General features: G+C 57.0%; 15 protein-coding genes. 10 read left to right on the top strand and 5 right to left on the bottom strand.

Features of this window, described 5'->3' with window-relative positions:
* Window positions 1-160 precede the first annotated feature (160 nt).
* Window positions 161-373 (top strand): hypothetical protein, encoded by a 213-nt coding sequence (locus tag PUV47_RS13430; RefSeq protein WP_274219083.1) that lies wholly within the window; start codon window positions 161-163, stop codon window positions 371-373.
* Between the two features lie 154 nt (window positions 374-527).
* On the opposite strand, the gene PUV47_RS13435 is transcribed toward PUV47_RS13430, so the two are convergent.
* On the bottom strand, window positions 528-794 hold the full coding sequence (locus PUV47_RS13435) for a hypothetical protein (RefSeq protein ID WP_274219084.1): 267 nt from the start codon (window positions 792-794) through the stop codon (window positions 528-530).
* 154 nt (window positions 795-948) lie between these two features.
* Here PUV47_RS13435 and PUV47_RS13440 point away from each other — a divergent pair, with 154 nt between their 5' ends.
* Window positions 949-1953 (top strand): alpha/beta hydrolase family protein, encoded by a 1005-nt coding sequence (locus tag PUV47_RS13440; RefSeq protein ID WP_274219085.1) that lies wholly within the window; start codon window positions 949-951, stop codon window positions 1951-1953.
* A gap of 770 nt (window positions 1954-2723) precedes the next feature.
* Here PUV47_RS13440 and PUV47_RS13445 read toward each other — a convergent pair.
* Window positions 2724-3629 (bottom strand): LysR substrate-binding domain-containing protein, encoded by a 906-nt coding sequence (locus PUV47_RS13445; RefSeq protein WP_274219086.1) that lies wholly within the window; start codon window positions 3627-3629, stop codon window positions 2724-2726.
* Window positions 3630-3883: 254 nt separating this feature from the next.
* Between PUV47_RS13445 and focA the strand changes: the two genes are divergently transcribed.
* Together focA and PUV47_RS13455 are read left to right on the top strand one after the other, a co-directional pair.
* Entirely contained in the window at window positions 3884-5350 is a 1467-nt protein-coding gene (focA, locus tag PUV47_RS13450; protein WP_274219087.1) for a formate transporter FocA, read from the top strand.
* A 190-nt stretch (window positions 5351-5540) separates the two neighbouring features.
* Window positions 5541-6128, top strand: coding sequence for a hypothetical protein (locus PUV47_RS13455; protein WP_274219088.1), 588 nt, complete (start codon window positions 5541-5543; stop codon window positions 6126-6128).
* A 101-nt stretch (window positions 6129-6229) separates the two neighbouring features.
* Here the strand turns inward: PUV47_RS13455 and PUV47_RS13460 are convergent, their stop codons facing one another.
* On the bottom strand, window positions 6230-6787 hold the full coding sequence (locus PUV47_RS13460; protein ID WP_425313768.1) for a sugar O-acetyltransferase: 558 nt from the start codon (window positions 6785-6787) through the stop codon (window positions 6230-6232).
* Between the two features lie 239 nt (window positions 6788-7026).
* Between PUV47_RS13460 and PUV47_RS13465 the strand changes: the two genes are divergently transcribed.
* Entirely contained in the window at window positions 7027-7326 is a 300-nt protein-coding gene (locus PUV47_RS13465) for a hypothetical protein (protein WP_274219090.1), read from the top strand.
* 105 nt (window positions 7327-7431) lie between these two features.
* Here PUV47_RS13465 and PUV47_RS13470 read toward each other — a convergent pair whose 3' ends face one another.
* Together PUV47_RS13470 and PUV47_RS13475 are read right to left on the bottom strand one after the other, a co-directional pair.
* The gene (locus PUV47_RS13470; RefSeq protein ID WP_274219091.1) at window positions 7432-7899 is read right to left on the bottom strand and encodes a YbaK/EbsC family protein; all 468 of its coding nucleotides are present in this window, start codon (window positions 7897-7899) and stop codon (window positions 7432-7434) included.
* A 114-nt stretch (window positions 7900-8013) separates the two neighbouring features.
* Window positions 8014-8847, bottom strand: a complete 834-nt coding sequence (locus PUV47_RS13475; RefSeq protein ID WP_274219092.1) for an aldo/keto reductase — start codon at window positions 8845-8847, stop codon at window positions 8014-8016.
* Between the two features lie 220 nt (window positions 8848-9067).
* Between PUV47_RS13475 and PUV47_RS13480 the strand changes: the two genes are divergently transcribed.
* From PUV47_RS13480 to PUV47_RS13500, 5 genes are all read left to right on the top strand, one after another.
* Window positions 9068-9742, top strand: coding sequence for a Crp/Fnr family transcriptional regulator (locus tag PUV47_RS13480; protein WP_274219093.1), 675 nt, complete (start codon window positions 9068-9070; stop codon window positions 9740-9742).
* Between the two features lie 217 nt (window positions 9743-9959).
* Complete coding sequence (locus PUV47_RS13485) at window positions 9960-10172, top strand: YgaP family membrane protein (RefSeq protein WP_274219094.1); 213 nt, start codon at window positions 9960-9962, stop codon at window positions 10170-10172.
* A 38-nt stretch (window positions 10173-10210) separates the two neighbouring features.
* Window positions 10211-11092 (top strand): MBL fold metallo-hydrolase, encoded by an 882-nt coding sequence (locus PUV47_RS13490; RefSeq protein ID WP_274219095.1) that lies wholly within the window; start codon window positions 10211-10213, stop codon window positions 11090-11092.
* A gap of 34 nt (window positions 11093-11126) precedes the next feature.
* Window positions 11127-12815, top strand: a complete 1689-nt coding sequence (locus PUV47_RS13495) for a bifunctional protein tyrosine phosphatase family protein/NAD(P)/FAD-dependent oxidoreductase (protein WP_274219096.1) — start codon at window positions 11127-11129, stop codon at window positions 12813-12815.
* A 96-nt stretch (window positions 12816-12911) separates the two neighbouring features.
* A complete protein-coding gene (locus PUV47_RS13500) occupies window positions 12912-14666 on the top strand; it encodes a SulP family inorganic anion transporter (RefSeq protein WP_274219097.1) in 1755 nt (584 codons plus the stop codon).
* Window positions 14667-14684 lie beyond the last annotated feature (18 nt).

Genomic DNA, 14684 nt, shown 5'->3' on the forward strand with positions numbered 1-14684 from the left:
GTGGTATTTTAGGTTAACTATGCGTGAAACGCATGACGGAACTGCGTTTCGGTCTGTTTTTATCCGTAAGCCATTCGTCCATATTCAGGGTGTAGCGAAAAGGCGCTCCCAAGAAAAGCGCCAAGCTCCCCCACCCGAGAGGGAAACGAAAGGATACGAAATGTCTATTACTGCTGTATTTGATGGCGCTCTGAGCTCCGACGTTGAAAACAAGTCTGGTCTGTCCCGCTTTGTAGCTCGTGTAATCCGTGCTCGCGAAATGCAGGCTCAGCGTCAGGTCGCACAGACCCTGCTGAAGATGGACGATGTTACTCTGGCTGCTATGGGCCGCTCCCGTGCTGCTCTTAAGCGCGAACTCTCTGAACTGGGCTAATCGCCTTCGTCTCTCAGAGCTTATAAGAAGGAAAAGTGTCTGCCCGATCAGGGCCCTTTGAAACAGACCGCTTCCTTCCGACAAAAAACCTCAGCTTCCCTGTTTGGCCCATGTGAGCCTCCCCGGAAGCGGAGGTTTTTCTAGTTTCAGGCCTTTAAAACGGCATCAGCGCGCAGGTGAAGGCCACGGCGCCGCCCATATTGGACGCATGCGCAGACCCTTCCAGTTCCACAAAGTGTACATTCGCCGCCGAGGCACCCGCGCCCCGTGCGAACTCAAGCCGACCCGCCCCAAGGTCTGCCGCAGGTTCATCCTGCGCTGAACCCAGGAAGGGGGTGAGAGGATGGAGCGGGTCTTGCCGCGGCACATTTAAAACGAAAAGCGTGGGCTTGCCGGGCTTTCCGAAAAAGAGCAGAGACAATTGGGTGGGCTTCTGGCAAAACTACTGGAACATATCAGCGCGTCGGACGCAGACCCCTCCGACACCTAAGCGTTTCTTTAGTTTTTAAGTTTCACCGCGGCACCCCGTTTGGCGGCACCCCGTTTGGCGGCGCGCAGTGAACTGGAGTGAACCCGTGCCCAAGTTTCTGAGCATTTTCCCGTTTCTGTTCTCTCTGATTGTCGCGCCTGAATTGGCGGGCGCGCAGGAGGGGAATTTCAACGCCGGCGTTACGCGCATCATGGTGCAGACCGACAACGAGCCGCTGACCGCGTTGGTGTGGTACCCAACCGAAGAGCAGGGGGAGCCGTGGTCTTTGGGGCCGTTCCAGATTGCTGCGGTACGCGACAGCGCGGTATCAACGCGCGAGGCCTTTCCGCTGGTGGTCATCTCCCATGGACGACAATCGGACCCGCTGGCCCACCGGCAGCTTGCAGCCAGTCTGGCCCGCAACGGGTTTGTAGTTGTGGCGCCAACCCACAAGGGCGATGCTTTCGGCATGCCGCCTCAGCCGCTCGCGGAAGTGTTCCGTCAACGGCCTGAGGAGGCGAGAAGCGTCATCAGCAGTATGTTGGCGGATGAGCGCTTCGCGCCGTCCATTGATCCCGAGCGCGTCGGCATGATTGGCTACTCGGCGGGTGGGTACACTGCTCTGGTGCTTGCTGGGGCCAGCCCCAACTTTGCCGCTGCGGCGGCCTACTGCGCGGGGGAAGGCGCGGCCGACGTGGGCTCGTGCGGACCTGATGGTTGGCTGATGAGCGCCGATGCGCAACGCGCCTTGGAAACATGGCAGCCCACCGCAGACCCGCGTCTGAAGGCCGTGGTGTTGTTCGATCCTCATGCCATGATGTTCGATGGCTCTGGTCTGGCAAGGGTTCAGGCTCCGGTACTGCTCTATCGCCCTGAGAACGACAGCCTGATGCCCGCGCAAGTCAACGCGGAGCTGGTGTCCTCCAGTCTTGGCGATCTGGCCACGGCGCATACCGTGCCCGGCAGGCACTTCGTTTTCATTGACCCATGCCCACCTGCCATTGCCGCAGAAGCAGCCCTGATCTGCCAGGACGCGCCAGAGGTGGACCGGGCGGCGCTGCATCAGCAGATTGAGGCAGAGGTCGCGGCCTATCTCAAGCAGCACCTTTAAGCGCTCTCAGGCGCAACTTCCCATAAAACCGTTTGTTTGGGCGAGATAATTCCCCCTTTTGGACGACCTCTCAACTTTCGTAGGGTAATCTAGCAGCACCCTTGAAGGTGACTTTCAAAAAACCTGATGAAATGCAGAACGCAGTGGCCCGAGCCGCTGCGTTTTTTTCTATAGGTTCCAAACAGGCGGGCATGGGTGTTTTGCGATCATGCCATGCGCCGAATCCTCTATATCTGTCAGATAGATAACGGATCTTTATGGATCTATCTATTTTCCTGATAGACGAGCCGCGCGGATTTCATGCGCTTTTCTTCGGTTTATACACGTCATGCGTGTTGCAGCGCCGGGCCAAAACTAGTCGATTTCCCGTAGAAAAAACGCGAGGATTCAACGGGTTAGTGTACTGTGAAATATCACTAAAGATGGAAGTTCAAATCAGGAAAACTGATACAAAACTGGCAGCCAGGCCCAGTTAGGGGGGCGCTACGTCACCTGCTTAAGACCCAGAAAAATCACCATTATAGTCAAATAGATAGGTGGTTTTCTGATCTCTGATGCCTGCCGGTGGGGCGCAGGAAATACGATGCTTTTGCGGCTTTACTTCGCAAAATCCGCAAAACAAAGCCGCTGAAACAGTCCGGATTCAGCGGCAAATAGTTCATTTAAATCAAATAGATAATTAGGTTTTTCTGTCCTTCAGAGAACTTGTATTGATATATCAAATAGTTGCGCGTGATCACTATCAGTTATCCTGATATAATCTGCCGCTGTTACATCTTGATCGGATTTTGCTTAATCATGCGCTTTGCCTCGCGCAAAATCACGTCTTTCAGCGGGTTTTCTTCGGCATTTGTCCGCCAGACGAAGGACAACATCCGCTCGATTTTGATCTCCGGCACATTGAGCATCACGAACTCGCCGCTTTCGATGTACTGGATCACATCCATATAGGGCAGGCAGCTGATGTAAGGGCCGTTGGAGATCAACGCCCGCAGCACTGGCACGTGCTCATATTCACGCCAGACGTCCAGATCATCCAGCACGCCAAACAGCGCTGCATCGAAGATGGCACGTGTACCAGAGCCGGGTTCGCGCAGCACCCATTTGGCCTGTTCCAGCTGGGTCAGGCTCACTCTTTCATTAGCCGCATAAGGATGGTGCTTTGAAGCCACAATCACCAGGTGGTCGTGACACCAGACCTCCTGCTGCAGGCGGCTGTCATCACAGCGCCCTTCGATGATGCCCAGGTCATAGCGGAACTCGCGTACCCCTTGGGTCACACGTTCCGTATTTCGCACCTCCAGATTGATACGTAACTCAGGGAACTCCCTATCAAGATTACTGATAAGGTCCGGTACCAGGTGTTCAGCGCCGGTCTGACTGGCCCCAACGGAGATCTCACCGCTGATAAGGTGTTGATCGTAAAAGCCAAGTTCAATTTCCTTGGCATCGAACAGAAGCTGCTTTGCGCGGGGGCGCAGCCACAGGCCCCAGTGAGTGAGTACCAACCGACGCCCCTGCCGTTCGAACAGGGGGCGGCCCAGTGTTTTTTCCAATTGTGACAACGCCATGCTGGCCGCTGACTGTGTCAACGCCAGCTTATCAGCTGCCTGACTGACGCTGCCGCTGCTTGCAACGGCGTCAAACACAGCCAGCTGCTTCAACGAATAGCGCATTTCTTGATTTTCCTAGTTGCCCGAATGGCTTCCGCATAGGGCGGGACGCTCGGTGAGGGGATTGAACAGCACATCAATTTTACTGAATCCACTCCGAAAAACAATCAATTTTACTCGGCAGGTCACATCCGGCTAACTGAGGTCATCCCAAACGCAAATGGGGCTCAAAACCGAAGGAGATCAAAGAGTTATGTACGCAGCTTTTCAAAAGTCCAAGCGTCGCACAGGCTCTCTAAAAAACGAAGGAGACCTGTATGGCATCTGACTTGAAAGTGGTTGAACTTTCCCAGTTCAGTCCATCGGAGATGATGCAGCAGGCAGAACACTACGCTTCCTCCAAAACCTCAAAACCGACCGCCATGACCCTTGGATTGGCTGTCATGGCCGGAGTGTTCATTGGCCTCGCGTTCGTCTTCTACATCACCATCACCACGGGCAGTGAGGCCCTGGGGTGGGGACTGACCCGGGTGGCCGGAGGGCTTGCGTTCAGCATGGGCCTCATTCTGGTGGTCATCTGCGGAGGGGAACTGTTCACCAGTTCGGTTCTCTCTGCAATTGCCAGAGCCAACCGGCAGATCACCTCGTTTCAGATGCTGAAAGGGTGGGCCAAGGTATATGTCGGCAACTTCTTCGGGGCCATGTTGCTTCTTCTGCTGGTTGCCATGGCAGGCCTTTACCAACTGGACCACGGGCAGTGGGGCTTAAATGCACTCAACATTGCCCAGCACAAACTGCACCACACGCCGGCCCAGGCATTCGCCCTCGGCATCCTGTGTAACATGCTGGTTTGTCTGGCAATCTGGATGACATTCAGTTCCACGCAGATGCTGACAAAAGCCATGATGGTTGTTCTGCCAGTGGCCATGTTCGTCAGCACCGGCTTTGAGCACAGCGTCGCCAACATGTTCATGGTGCCGCTGGGTATCACGATCCAGAACTTCGCGGGACCAGAGTTCTGGCAGTCCGTAGGGGCCACGCCTGGCCAGTACAGTGATCTGACGCTTTACAACTTCATTGTCGCGAACCTGATCCCCGTGACACTGGGCAACATCGTTGGGGGCGCCGTGCTTGTCGGCCTCAGCAACTGGCGGATTTACCAGTTCGCCAAACCGAAACAACCTGAGGTCCAAATCACGCGCTTGTTCGACAAGAAGGCGGCCACGATTGGAGAGATCAAAATGCTTAAAGACAACCTGCTCATCGAAAACATCATGCACGCTGAACCGATCACTCTGGCACCTGATCTCCCCGTGCGCACCGCCCTCGACACTCTGCTCGACAACGACATCAATGGTGCTCCTGTTGTCGACAAGGACAAGCAGCTTCTCGGTTTCTTCTCTGTTCAAGATGTCCTGGTTGAACTGTGGGTGCAGGACTACATGCCCGACACCGACCGTCAGGTACAGCACTTGATGCGCCGGGAAGTGGAAACGGTTGAAGCAGGCGACAGCGTCCTTCAGCTGGCTGAGTACCTCAGCATCGACAAGGAAACCCTCTACCCAACCACCGGCATGGGGTATGCCACACGCCTTGCCACCCAGCCGCTGGCAGAACGGGCCAAGGAAGCCATCGTCAGCCGCCCACACCAGTACCCTGTGATGAAGGGCGATACGGTGATTGGTCTGGTAACCCGGATGGATGTGGTCAAGGCCCTGCGCCCGGTATACGGCGAAAAGATCAACGTGCTGGACGGCATCAAGAAGGAAGCCATTGCCAGCTAAAAGAGATCCTCTGGTTCCTACTGCCCAAGTCTCCACTTAAGGAACCAGAGGTACCATGTCCACGGTTTTGGAAGGGCCGTGGATTGGTCTAACCCCCCGGCTGGAAGGTCCGGGGGGTTATTTGCATTGGGGCGTGAGCATTACGCACACGCAATGACGCCGCCACCTATCACAAGTTGAATTTTGGGCAATGCGGCTGGATGAAGCAGCTTTGCAGCCGCCGCCTCGCCGCTGGTCCGCTTCACAAGCCGTCTGTGCTGGCGTCAAGGGCTGTAACAGCCATTATGCCGAAGACGGGGTTCGTGCCATGCCGTGGAATTTCGAAAGTGAAGAAAACACCTTCAATGTCAGTCAGGATGGGGACTGGCTGGTTGGGGTTTTCAACGGCGATACCGACAACCAGTCCTCGGTGTCCTTTACCACCACAATCGACTTTGATGATGCCAAGGCCCAACTGCCCGCCGACATGTGGGCCCAATTCGGTTACATGACCACCAACCCGACGGGGGAAGGGCTGGGCTATATGCTGTGCTTTGTCGCCGCGACCCGCGCGCTGGAGCAGGACCCAAAAGTCACAAGGATTTTCATCTCCTCCGGCAGTGTTGAAGGCGGCGGCCAAGCCCTCATCAAGAAGCTCGGCGGTGTTTTTGACATGGATCTGGAGTTTGAAACCACCACTGGCGGCACACTGAAGCTGCCGGGTTACATCATCGATGTTGAAACCATGCAAACCAACTCCGCACAAGGCTTCAAGAACAAGGGCTGGCGCTTGAGTTAGCCATTGGCCGCGCACCTCGCGCGCCTAATTCTCCTCAAACGGCAAGACAGGCCCCGGTTGGTGGCCTGTCTTTTGGGTTTAATGCAGCAGGGTGCGGGCCCTCATTGAGCACATGGCAGAGGGCGGGCAGGGTTCCCCACAACCGTAGCGCCTTCAGCAACGTCCTTTGTCACCACAGCGCCTGCGCCCACGATTGCCTCATCGCCAATCGACACGCCCGGCATAATCACGGCCGCGCCGCCGATCCAGACACGGGACCCGATGGTTACAGGCTTGGCAATTTCCAGCCCTGCCACCCGCTTTTCCGGGTCCTTGTGGTGCTGCGCGCAGTAGATCTGCACGTTTGGCCCCAGCATGGTCTGGTCCCCGATGCGCACCGGCGCGCTGTCCAGAATTGTGCAGCCGGCATTCAGATAGACCTGCGCGCCCAAATGGATGTTGAAGCCATAGGAGCAGTGAAACGGGCTTTCGATGAGGGTGCTGTCGGTGGACGAGCCCAAAAGCGCCCGCAGCTTTGGGCTGATAAAGCCCCGCTCTTGTGGCGGGAGGGTGCAGTGCTCATGCACTGCTTCATGGGCCCTGCGGCGCAGCCCATCAAGCTCGTCATCAAGGCAGCAATACCACTCACCAGCCGCCATTTTCTGCCGTTCACTATGCATCAATTGCCCCCTTGCAGACGATCACCGCAAAGTGTCGAGGGCTCCCCATAAAAAGGCAAGAGGACAATGGCACGCATGTACCGTTCCATGGCGGCTCCCATCGTTTGGTCAAGCCACCTCTCGCCCGTTTGACCCATGTAAGCTTCAACCGGACTGTTGGCACCAAACCTTTAGGTTGCCTTGTCGTGTTTACTCGTTGTCTCGTTGAGTTATGCTGGGCGCAGTTTTTAGGGGGCATCATGTCAGAGAAAGAAGATCCGGAAGGCGACAACATGCATGCCATTTGGGCACTGCTGTTTTGGTGCCCGCCAGCCGTCGCCGGCTTTCTCGGGGTCTATTTTGGATGGACCCGGACCCAGTTCATTATCGCTTTCAGCATCGCGACGCTCCCTCTTACGGTGTCGCTGGCGTGCTATTGTTTTGTCTTGGTCATGGATTTTTGGCGCAAAGCCTCCTGGCTCTGGCGAATTGCGGCAATGTTCGGCTTTGCCATTTTCGCCTATGGGGTCAGCCCCTTCATTCTGGCCATTTGGGGCTGAACCGGCGGCCCTTGTGTTCCCTTGCCCCCTTGGCCCCCATGCCCCTCATGGCACAACCTTTGACAACGGCACGCCTGCACCAGTCCCGGAAGGGGTGCGCGCGCCCTAGGCCAGCACTGCCGCGCCAACGGCGGCCTTCAGCTTGGCAGGGCACACGGAGAAAACAGCGTTGGGTGCGCCTGCTGCCGCCCAAACAATCTCGTGGTTCAGCAGGGCAGGGTCCATGTAAACGGCGACCGGGCACATGTGGCCAATCGGGGCAACACCGCCAATGGCAAAGCCGGTTTCCTTGCGCACGCGCTTGGCATCTGCCCGCGTCAGCGGTCCGCCAACAACGGTCGCTGCGGCCTCCAGGTCCGCCTGTCGGTCACCCGCAACAAGAAGCAGCACGAACTCTTCCGTGTCTTCCCGCTGGAAAATCAAGGATTTGACGATCTGCCCCACTTCGCACTTGCACGCATTCGCAGCTTCTTCTGCGGTGCGGGTGCTGTCCGGCATGGTCAAGATCGTGATCTCAAGCCCAGTTGCTTCCGCCGCCTCTGCTACCCGTTCCATGCTGCTTTTCTTCGCCATGCCGACCTCAAGAAATGGATTCAACAGTGGTTTGGAATAGCTACATGAGGCCGCGTTCGCAAGCCCGCACACGCTTGAGTTTAACTCCAGTTTGAGGCGGGCTTGGGAACGAGCCTACAGCATTTCCAGCGAAACGGGCCGTGTCGGGGCCGGATAGAGGGCATCCAGTTGCGCCAGAACATCGTTGCCAAGCTGCGTGTCCAGAGCAGCCCTGTTTTCGCGCAGGCGCAGCACATGACTGGCCTTTGGAATGGCGAGCATGTTGGCGCGGCGCAGTACCCAGGCAAGGCCCAGTTGCGCGGGCGTCATGCCAGCTTCCCTGGCAACGGCGTTAAAGCTGTGATCACGCAGCAATCGGCCCTGCTCAATGGGCGAATACGCCATGACCGGGGTGTTGTTTTCCTCCATGAGCGGCAGCAGGTCGAATTCCGGGCCGCGCCGGGTCAGGTTATAAAGGATCTGGTTGGTCGCACAGTCCTGCCCGCCATCACAGGCCCAGACCTCCTCCATGTCCATGGGGTCGAAGTTGCTGACGCCCCAATCGCGAATGAAGCCGCGTTCTTGCAGCCACTTGAAGGCATCAATCGTCTCCTGCAGTGGCACACTTCCCGGCCAGTGCAGCAGGTACATGTCAAGGTATTCGGTCTTCAGCCGGCGCAGCGTGCGTTCACAAGCCGCCAGCACGCCATCAAACGTGGCGTTGTAGGGGTAAACCTTTGAGACGAGGAATGCCTTGTCGCGCTGGCCTTCAATCGCTTCGCCAATCAGCTCTTCAGAGCGGCCATCGCCATACATTTCGGCGGTGTCGATCACTTCCAGCCCGCGCTCAAGGCCCTCGCGCAGAACGGCGATCTCATCCCGGCGGTCTGAACGGCCTTCGCCAATCATCCAGGTCCCCATGCCAAGCACAGGCACTTCCCGCTCGCTGCCAAACTTGATCTTGCGCATCCTGCTCTCCTTCCCCGTGCATATGAGCTGATCTTCTGCGTAACCCGCCCAAATCCCGCGGGCCAATTGGGAAAAACCCGCAAAATGCGAATTTTTCGAACAGGTTCGACATTTATCTCATAAACGCGACCGAAGGCGGGCACTCAGGCCCCTTGCATTTATGCATTCCAAGCCGAAAGAGCATGGGCTAGGTTGTCTGCCATCAGGAGGATGTCAGCACATGACAACGGAAACCATGAATTGGATTGATCGGTTTCAAGGTCTTTCTCAACTTGAGAAGCCCATTCGGGATCTTTTGGTGGGGCGCAGCACAATTGTCTCAGTTCCAAAGGACACCGTCATCTTCGGGCCGGGCAAAGCGCCAGACAATCTTCTCCTCCTTTTGAGTGGTGTGGTTCGGGTTCAGCAGCTTTCCGAGGGCGGGCGTGAGATCATCCTCTACCGGGTTCATGCCGGAGAGAGCTGTGTGCTGACAACCGCGTGCTTGCTGGCCTATGAGGACTATTCGGCAGAGGGCATTGCCGAGACCGAGGTTGAGGCCGTCGCCATCCCGCGTTCGGTTTTCGATGATCTGATCGCCCAGTCGGAAACATTCCGCAGATTTGTGTTTTCTGCATACTCACGGCGGATCACCGACCTGTTCATGGTGATTGAGGAACTCGCGTTCCAGCGCATTGATATTCGCCTTGCACATAAGCTGGTGGAACTGGCGGGCGCGGGAGATGCCATCAGCGCCACCCATCAGCAGATGGCAGCCGAGCTGGGCACAGCCCGCGAGGTGATCTCCCGGCAGCTTCGGGAGTTCCAGCGGCGGGAGTGGATCACCCAGTCCCGTGGATCGATCCAGATCACCGACCGGGCAGCGCTTGAAAAATTGGCGGCCACCGAAGTCTGAGGGCTGTACGCATAAAATACGGGTTTCATTCAAACCAACGCATTTTCAACGCACGGCTCCGCTCGGGCCTTCGCGGCCTCGCGTTCGTCCACTCCTTTTCAATCAGCCGGTTCATCTCCTACCCCGACTAATGGATATTGGAGTTTGGTGATCAAGTCACTGAAGCCTGCCTTCCGACGCGATATCGGTGAGAAACCGTAGTCGGAGGATACTTCAGATGACACTCAATGTTGGTAAAACCGATCGCTTTATCCGCTTCGCCCTTGGTGTTGCGCTGATCCTGGCACCTTTCCTTTCCAATCTGGCCTTGTTTGCCTCGCCGCTGTTCTTCTACGGCGCGTTGGTGGTTGGCTGCGTGATGCTTGTGGTCTCGGCAACGGGCTTCTGCCCACTCTACTCGCTGTTCGGCTTTAAGACCTGCAGGGCTTAACGCGCTGAAAATAATAGATTTTCTGGGAGGGAAGCAGGATGGAATACGCAGTGAACATGCAAGAAACACCCACGGTCAAAGCATTCTTTGATCCGGCAACCAACACCATCAGCTATGTGGTGAAGGACCCGGCCTCGAATGCTTGTGCGGTGGTGGATGCGGTGATGGACATCGACTATGCCGCAGGACGGATTTCCTATGAGAATGCCGATGCGCTGATTGCCTACATTCAAGAGAATGACTTGAAACTTGAATGGCTTATCGAAACCCATGTGCATGCAGATCACCTATCTGGCGCGCCGTACATCCAGCAAAAACTGGGCGGAAAGATCGGAATTGGTGAGAACATCACGGTGGTTCAGGACACTTTCGGCAAGGTGTTCAACGAAGGCACCGAGTTCCAGCGGGACGGTAGCCAGTTCGACAAGCTTTTCAAGGACGGCGATACCTACAAGATTGGCGAGATGACAGCCTTTGCCCTGCACACACCGGGGCATACGCCCGCCTGCATGGTGCATGTGATGGGGAATGCGGCCTTCGTCGGCGACACCCTGTTCATGCCGGACGGTGGTTCGGCGCGGGCAGATTTTCCCGGCGGCGATGCTGGTGAACTCTATGATTCCATTATGAAAGTTCTGTCTCTACCCGATGAGATGCGGCTTTTCATGTGCCACGATTATGGCCCCAACGGACGCGACATTCAGTGGGAGACGACTGTTGCCGAAGAGAAGGCCAATAACATTCACGTCGGCGGTGGACGCTCCCGCGAGGAGTTCATCAAGTTCCGCCGCGAGCGCGATGCGCAGCTCGACATGCCCAAGCTCATCATTCCATCCCTGCAGGTGAACATGCGCGCCGGAGAAGTGCCCACCGATCGGGATGGAAAACCAATGCTGAAGGTGCCGGTCAACGCGATCTGACATCAGAAGGCTGAACAAATGGGGAGGAAACCACATGGACGTGAAAACCATCTCGGCCAAGCTGTCGGTAAGCCCGCAGATCACGGCAAGTGATGTGCAAAAAATCGCCGATCTCGGCTTTCGCAGCATCATCTGCAACCGTCCGGACGGGGAGGGTGCCGACCAGCCTGTGTTCGATGAAATTGCCAATGTTGCCAGAGCGTTAGGGCTTGAAGTGCGCTATCAGCCCGTGGTCTCGGGCAAGGTGATGGACGAGGACGCAGTAGCGTTCGGCAAGATCATGCGCGAGGTGCCCAAGCCCGCCTTTGCTTATTGCCGAACAGGCACCCGCTGCGCCACGCTCTGGTCGCTCAGTCAAGCTGAGAACATGAGTGTTGCAGACATACTGGCCGCAACGAAGTCCGCTGGCTACGATATGGCCGGGGTGGTGCGTCGCATCGCCAATGGCGGCAAAACGCCGACGGACCGGCCAGATGCCTCCTATGATGTGCTGATTGTGGGCGGTGGTGCTGCGGGCATTGCCGTGGCCGCCTCCTTGAAGAGCCGTGCGCCCGATCTGGAGATTGCGGTGATCGACCCGGCGGACATCCACTACTACCAACCGGGATGGACCATGGTGGGTGGGGGCATCTTCAACGCCGCCAGCACCGCCAAGACCATGGGTTCTCTCATTCCAAAGGGCGTTCATTGGCTGAAATCCGCCGTTGCGGCCTTTGAACCCAAGGACAATGCCGTGGTTCTGGATGGCTGCCGGGTGGTCAAATATGACCGGTTGGTGGTGTGTCCGGGCCTCAAACTGGATTGGCACAAGGTCGATGGACTGGTGGAAACGCTTGGCAAGTACGGCGTCACCTCCAACTACCGCTATGACCTTGCGCCCTACACATGGCAGTTGGTGCAAGGCCTGAAGAAGGGAAGGGCCATCTTCACCCAGCCGCCGATGCCGATCAAATGCGCCGGTGCGCCTCAAAAGGCCATGTATCTTTCGGCGGACCATTGGCTCAAGCAAGGCGTGCTGAAGGACATCGAGATCGACTTCTGCAATGCGGGCGGTGTGCTCTTTGGCGTCAAGGATTATGTGCCGGCGCTTGAAGAATACATCGAGCTTTACGGCTCAAATCTCAAGTTTTTCCATAACCTTGTGGCCATTGACGGCCCGGCCAAGAAGGCCTGGTTTGAGGTGAAGAAGCCAGACCAGCCCGTTGAAAAAGTGGAGCTGTCCTTTGACATGATCCATGTATGCCCCCCGCAAACGGCACCAGACTTCATTCGCGTCTCTCCACTGGCCGATGAAGCCGGATGGGTGGATGTGGATCAGGCCACTTTGCGCCACAAGACCTTTGAAAACATTTGGTCCCTTGGTGATGTGATGAACGCGCCCAACGCAAAGACCGCTGCGGCGGCGCGCAAGCAAGCCCCTGTGGTGGCAGAAAACATCATCGCCGACATCAAGGGCCGGTCCCCTGTTGCCCAATACGATGGCTACGGTTCCTGCCCGCTCACGGTAGAGCGCGGCAAGATTGTGCTGGCCGAGTTTGGCTATGGCGGCACGCTGCTCCCCAGCTTCCCCGTATGGCTGGTGAACGGCAAGAAACCCTCCCGACTTGCATGGCTTTTGAAAGAGCAGATCCTGCCGCCGATCTACTGGAAGGCCATGCTGCGCGGGAAAGAATGGCTGGCAAAGCCTGAGAAGGTGAAAGTGGCAACCAACTCCGGTCACTAACACCCTCCCCAGATTTGGATCTCGCTAGCACCTTGTCTGGCAAGTTGTTGTACTTGCCAGACTTTTTCCCAAAGTTCTTTAGGTAAAGGCAGTTTGATGTTTTGGAATGCGCTGCGCCGGAAAATCCCCGTGTTCGAGTGGGGGCGCACCTACAACAAACACCAGTTCTCCAATGACATGATTGCAGCAATCATTGTGACGATCATGCTCATTCCGCAGTCGCTTGCATACGCGCTGCTCGCTGGCCTGCCGCCTGAAATGGGGCTCTACGCCTCCATCCTTCCCATCGTGCTCTATGCGATCTTTGGCACCAGTCGCGCCCTTGCGGTCGGTCCGGTGGCCGTGGTGTCGCTGATGACGGCGGCGGCCATTGGCAATGTGGCAGAAGCAGGCAGCATGGGCTACGCCGTTGCCGCGCTCACACTGGCCATGCTTTCCGGGGCCATCTTGCTGCTTATGGGCGTGTTCAAGCTGGGCTTTCTGGCAAACTTCCTCTCGCATCCGGTTATTGCCGGGTTCATCACGGCGTCTGGAGTGTTGATTGCGGCAAGCCAGCTCAAGCATATTCTGGGCGTGAACGCCCATGGGCACACGCTGTTGGAAATGCTCTGGTCACTGGCGGTGCACGTGCCGGAAACAAACCTGATCACCCTTGCCATAGGGGGGGCTGCAACCGCGTTTTTGTTTTGGGTTCGCAAGGGGTTGAAGCCCCTATTGCACCGTTTTGGGGTCAAGCCCCGGCTTGCCGATGTCATCACCAAAGCCGGACCCGTCGCTGCCGTGGTTGCGACCACCCTGACCGTCTGGGCATTTGGTCTGGCGCAAAAGGGTGTTGCCATTGTGGGCGAGGTGCCGCAAAGCCTGCCGCCGCTCACGGTGCCCTCGTTTTCGCCAGACCTGCTGTTGACCCTCGCAGTGCCAGCCCTGCTCATCTCCATAATCGGGTTTGTGGAGTCCGTTTCCGTGGCACAAACGTTGGCGGCCAAAAAGCGTCAGCGCATCGACCCGGATCAGGAACTGATCGGCTTGGGGGCTGCCAATCTGGGCGCCGCATTCACCGGGGGCTATCCGGTGACAGGCGGTTTTGCCCGCTCCGTGGTGAACTTTGATGCCGGGGCGGAGACGCCCGCTGCCGGTGCCTACACCGCAATTGGCCTTGCGATTGCGGCCGTTGCCCTGACGCCGCTGATTTTCTTCCTTCCCAAGGCCACTCTTGCGGCAACCATCATCGTGGCAGTGTTGTCTCTGGTGGACTTCAGCATTTTGACCCGCACCTGGGGCTACTCCAAGAAAGACTTTTCTGCCGTTGCCGCCACAATCTTGCTCACCCTCGGGTTTGGTGTGGAACTGGGCGTTTCTGCGGGCGTTGCCATCTCCATTCTGCTGTTTCTTTACAAGACCTCTCGGCCGCACGTCGCGGAGGTGGGGTTGGTGCCGGGCACGGAGCACTTTCGCAACATCAATCGGCACAGCGTGTTGACCTCGCCGGAGCTGGTGACGATCCGGATTGATGAGAGCCTTTACTTTGCAAATGCTCGGTTCCTTGAGGACTACATCTACGAGCGCGTTGTGGGCGAAGACCGGCTAAAGCATGTGGTGCTGATGTGCTCTGCGGTCAATGAGGTGGATATGAGCGCGTTAGAGAGCCTTGAGGCGATCAACCACCGCCTGCAGGACATGGGCATTCAATTGCATCTTTCAGAGGTGAAAGGCCCGGTGATGGACCGGCTGAAACGCTCTCATTTTCTTGAGGAGCTGACGGGCAAGGTCTTCCTTTCCCAGTTCAATGCGCAGGAAACACTGGCCCCGGTTTCAAATGGTCAGGATGCCATTCGTTCTCTTGCGGTCTAGGGCCTGCGTATTCTTCGG

Origin of the sequence: Pseudovibrio exalbescens, assembly GCF_028737195.1 — a bacterium.
GTDB lineage: Bacteria > Pseudomonadota > Alphaproteobacteria > Rhizobiales > Stappiaceae > Pseudovibrio > Pseudovibrio zosterae.

Bases quoted from the DNA above. Each gene is read 5' to 3' on its own strand.
- PUV47_RS13430 (WP_274219083.1), top strand. From the start codon at position 161: ATGTCTATTACTGCTGTATTTGATGGCGCTCTGAGCTCCGACGTTGAA.
- PUV47_RS13445 (WP_274219086.1), bottom strand. From the start codon at position 3,629: ATGCGCTATTCGTTGAAGCAGCTGGCTGTGTTTGACGCCGTTGCAAGC.
- focA (WP_274219087.1), top strand. From the start codon at position 3,884: ATGGCATCTGACTTGAAAGTGGTTGAACTTTCCCAGTTCAGTCCATCG.
- PUV47_RS13455 (WP_274219088.1), top strand. From the start codon at position 5,541: ATGCGGCTGGATGAAGCAGCTTTGCAGCCGCCGCCTCGCCGCTGGTCC.
- PUV47_RS13460 (WP_425313768.1), bottom strand. From the start codon at position 6,787: ATGCATAGTGAACGGCAGAAAATGGCGGCTGGTGAGTGGTATTGCTGC.
- PUV47_RS13465 (WP_274219090.1), top strand. From the start codon at position 7,027: ATGTCAGAGAAAGAAGATCCGGAAGGCGACAACATGCATGCCATTTGG.
- PUV47_RS13470 (WP_274219091.1), bottom strand. From the start codon at position 7,899: ATGGCGAAGAAAAGCAGCATGGAACGGGTAGCAGAGGCGGCGGAAGCA.
- PUV47_RS13475 (WP_274219092.1), bottom strand. From the start codon at position 8,847: ATGCGCAAGATCAAGTTTGGCAGCGAGCGGGAAGTGCCTGTGCTTGGC.
- PUV47_RS13480 (WP_274219093.1), top strand. From the start codon at position 9,068: ATGACAACGGAAACCATGAATTGGATTGATCGGTTTCAAGGTCTTTCT.
- PUV47_RS13485 (WP_274219094.1), top strand. From the start codon at position 9,960: ATGACACTCAATGTTGGTAAAACCGATCGCTTTATCCGCTTCGCCCTT.
- PUV47_RS13490 (WP_274219095.1), top strand. From the start codon at position 10,211: ATGGAATACGCAGTGAACATGCAAGAAACACCCACGGTCAAAGCATTC.
- PUV47_RS13495 (WP_274219096.1), top strand. From the start codon at position 11,127: ATGGACGTGAAAACCATCTCGGCCAAGCTGTCGGTAAGCCCGCAGATC.
- PUV47_RS13500 (WP_274219097.1), top strand. From the start codon at position 12,912: ATGTTTTGGAATGCGCTGCGCCGGAAAATCCCCGTGTTCGAGTGGGGG.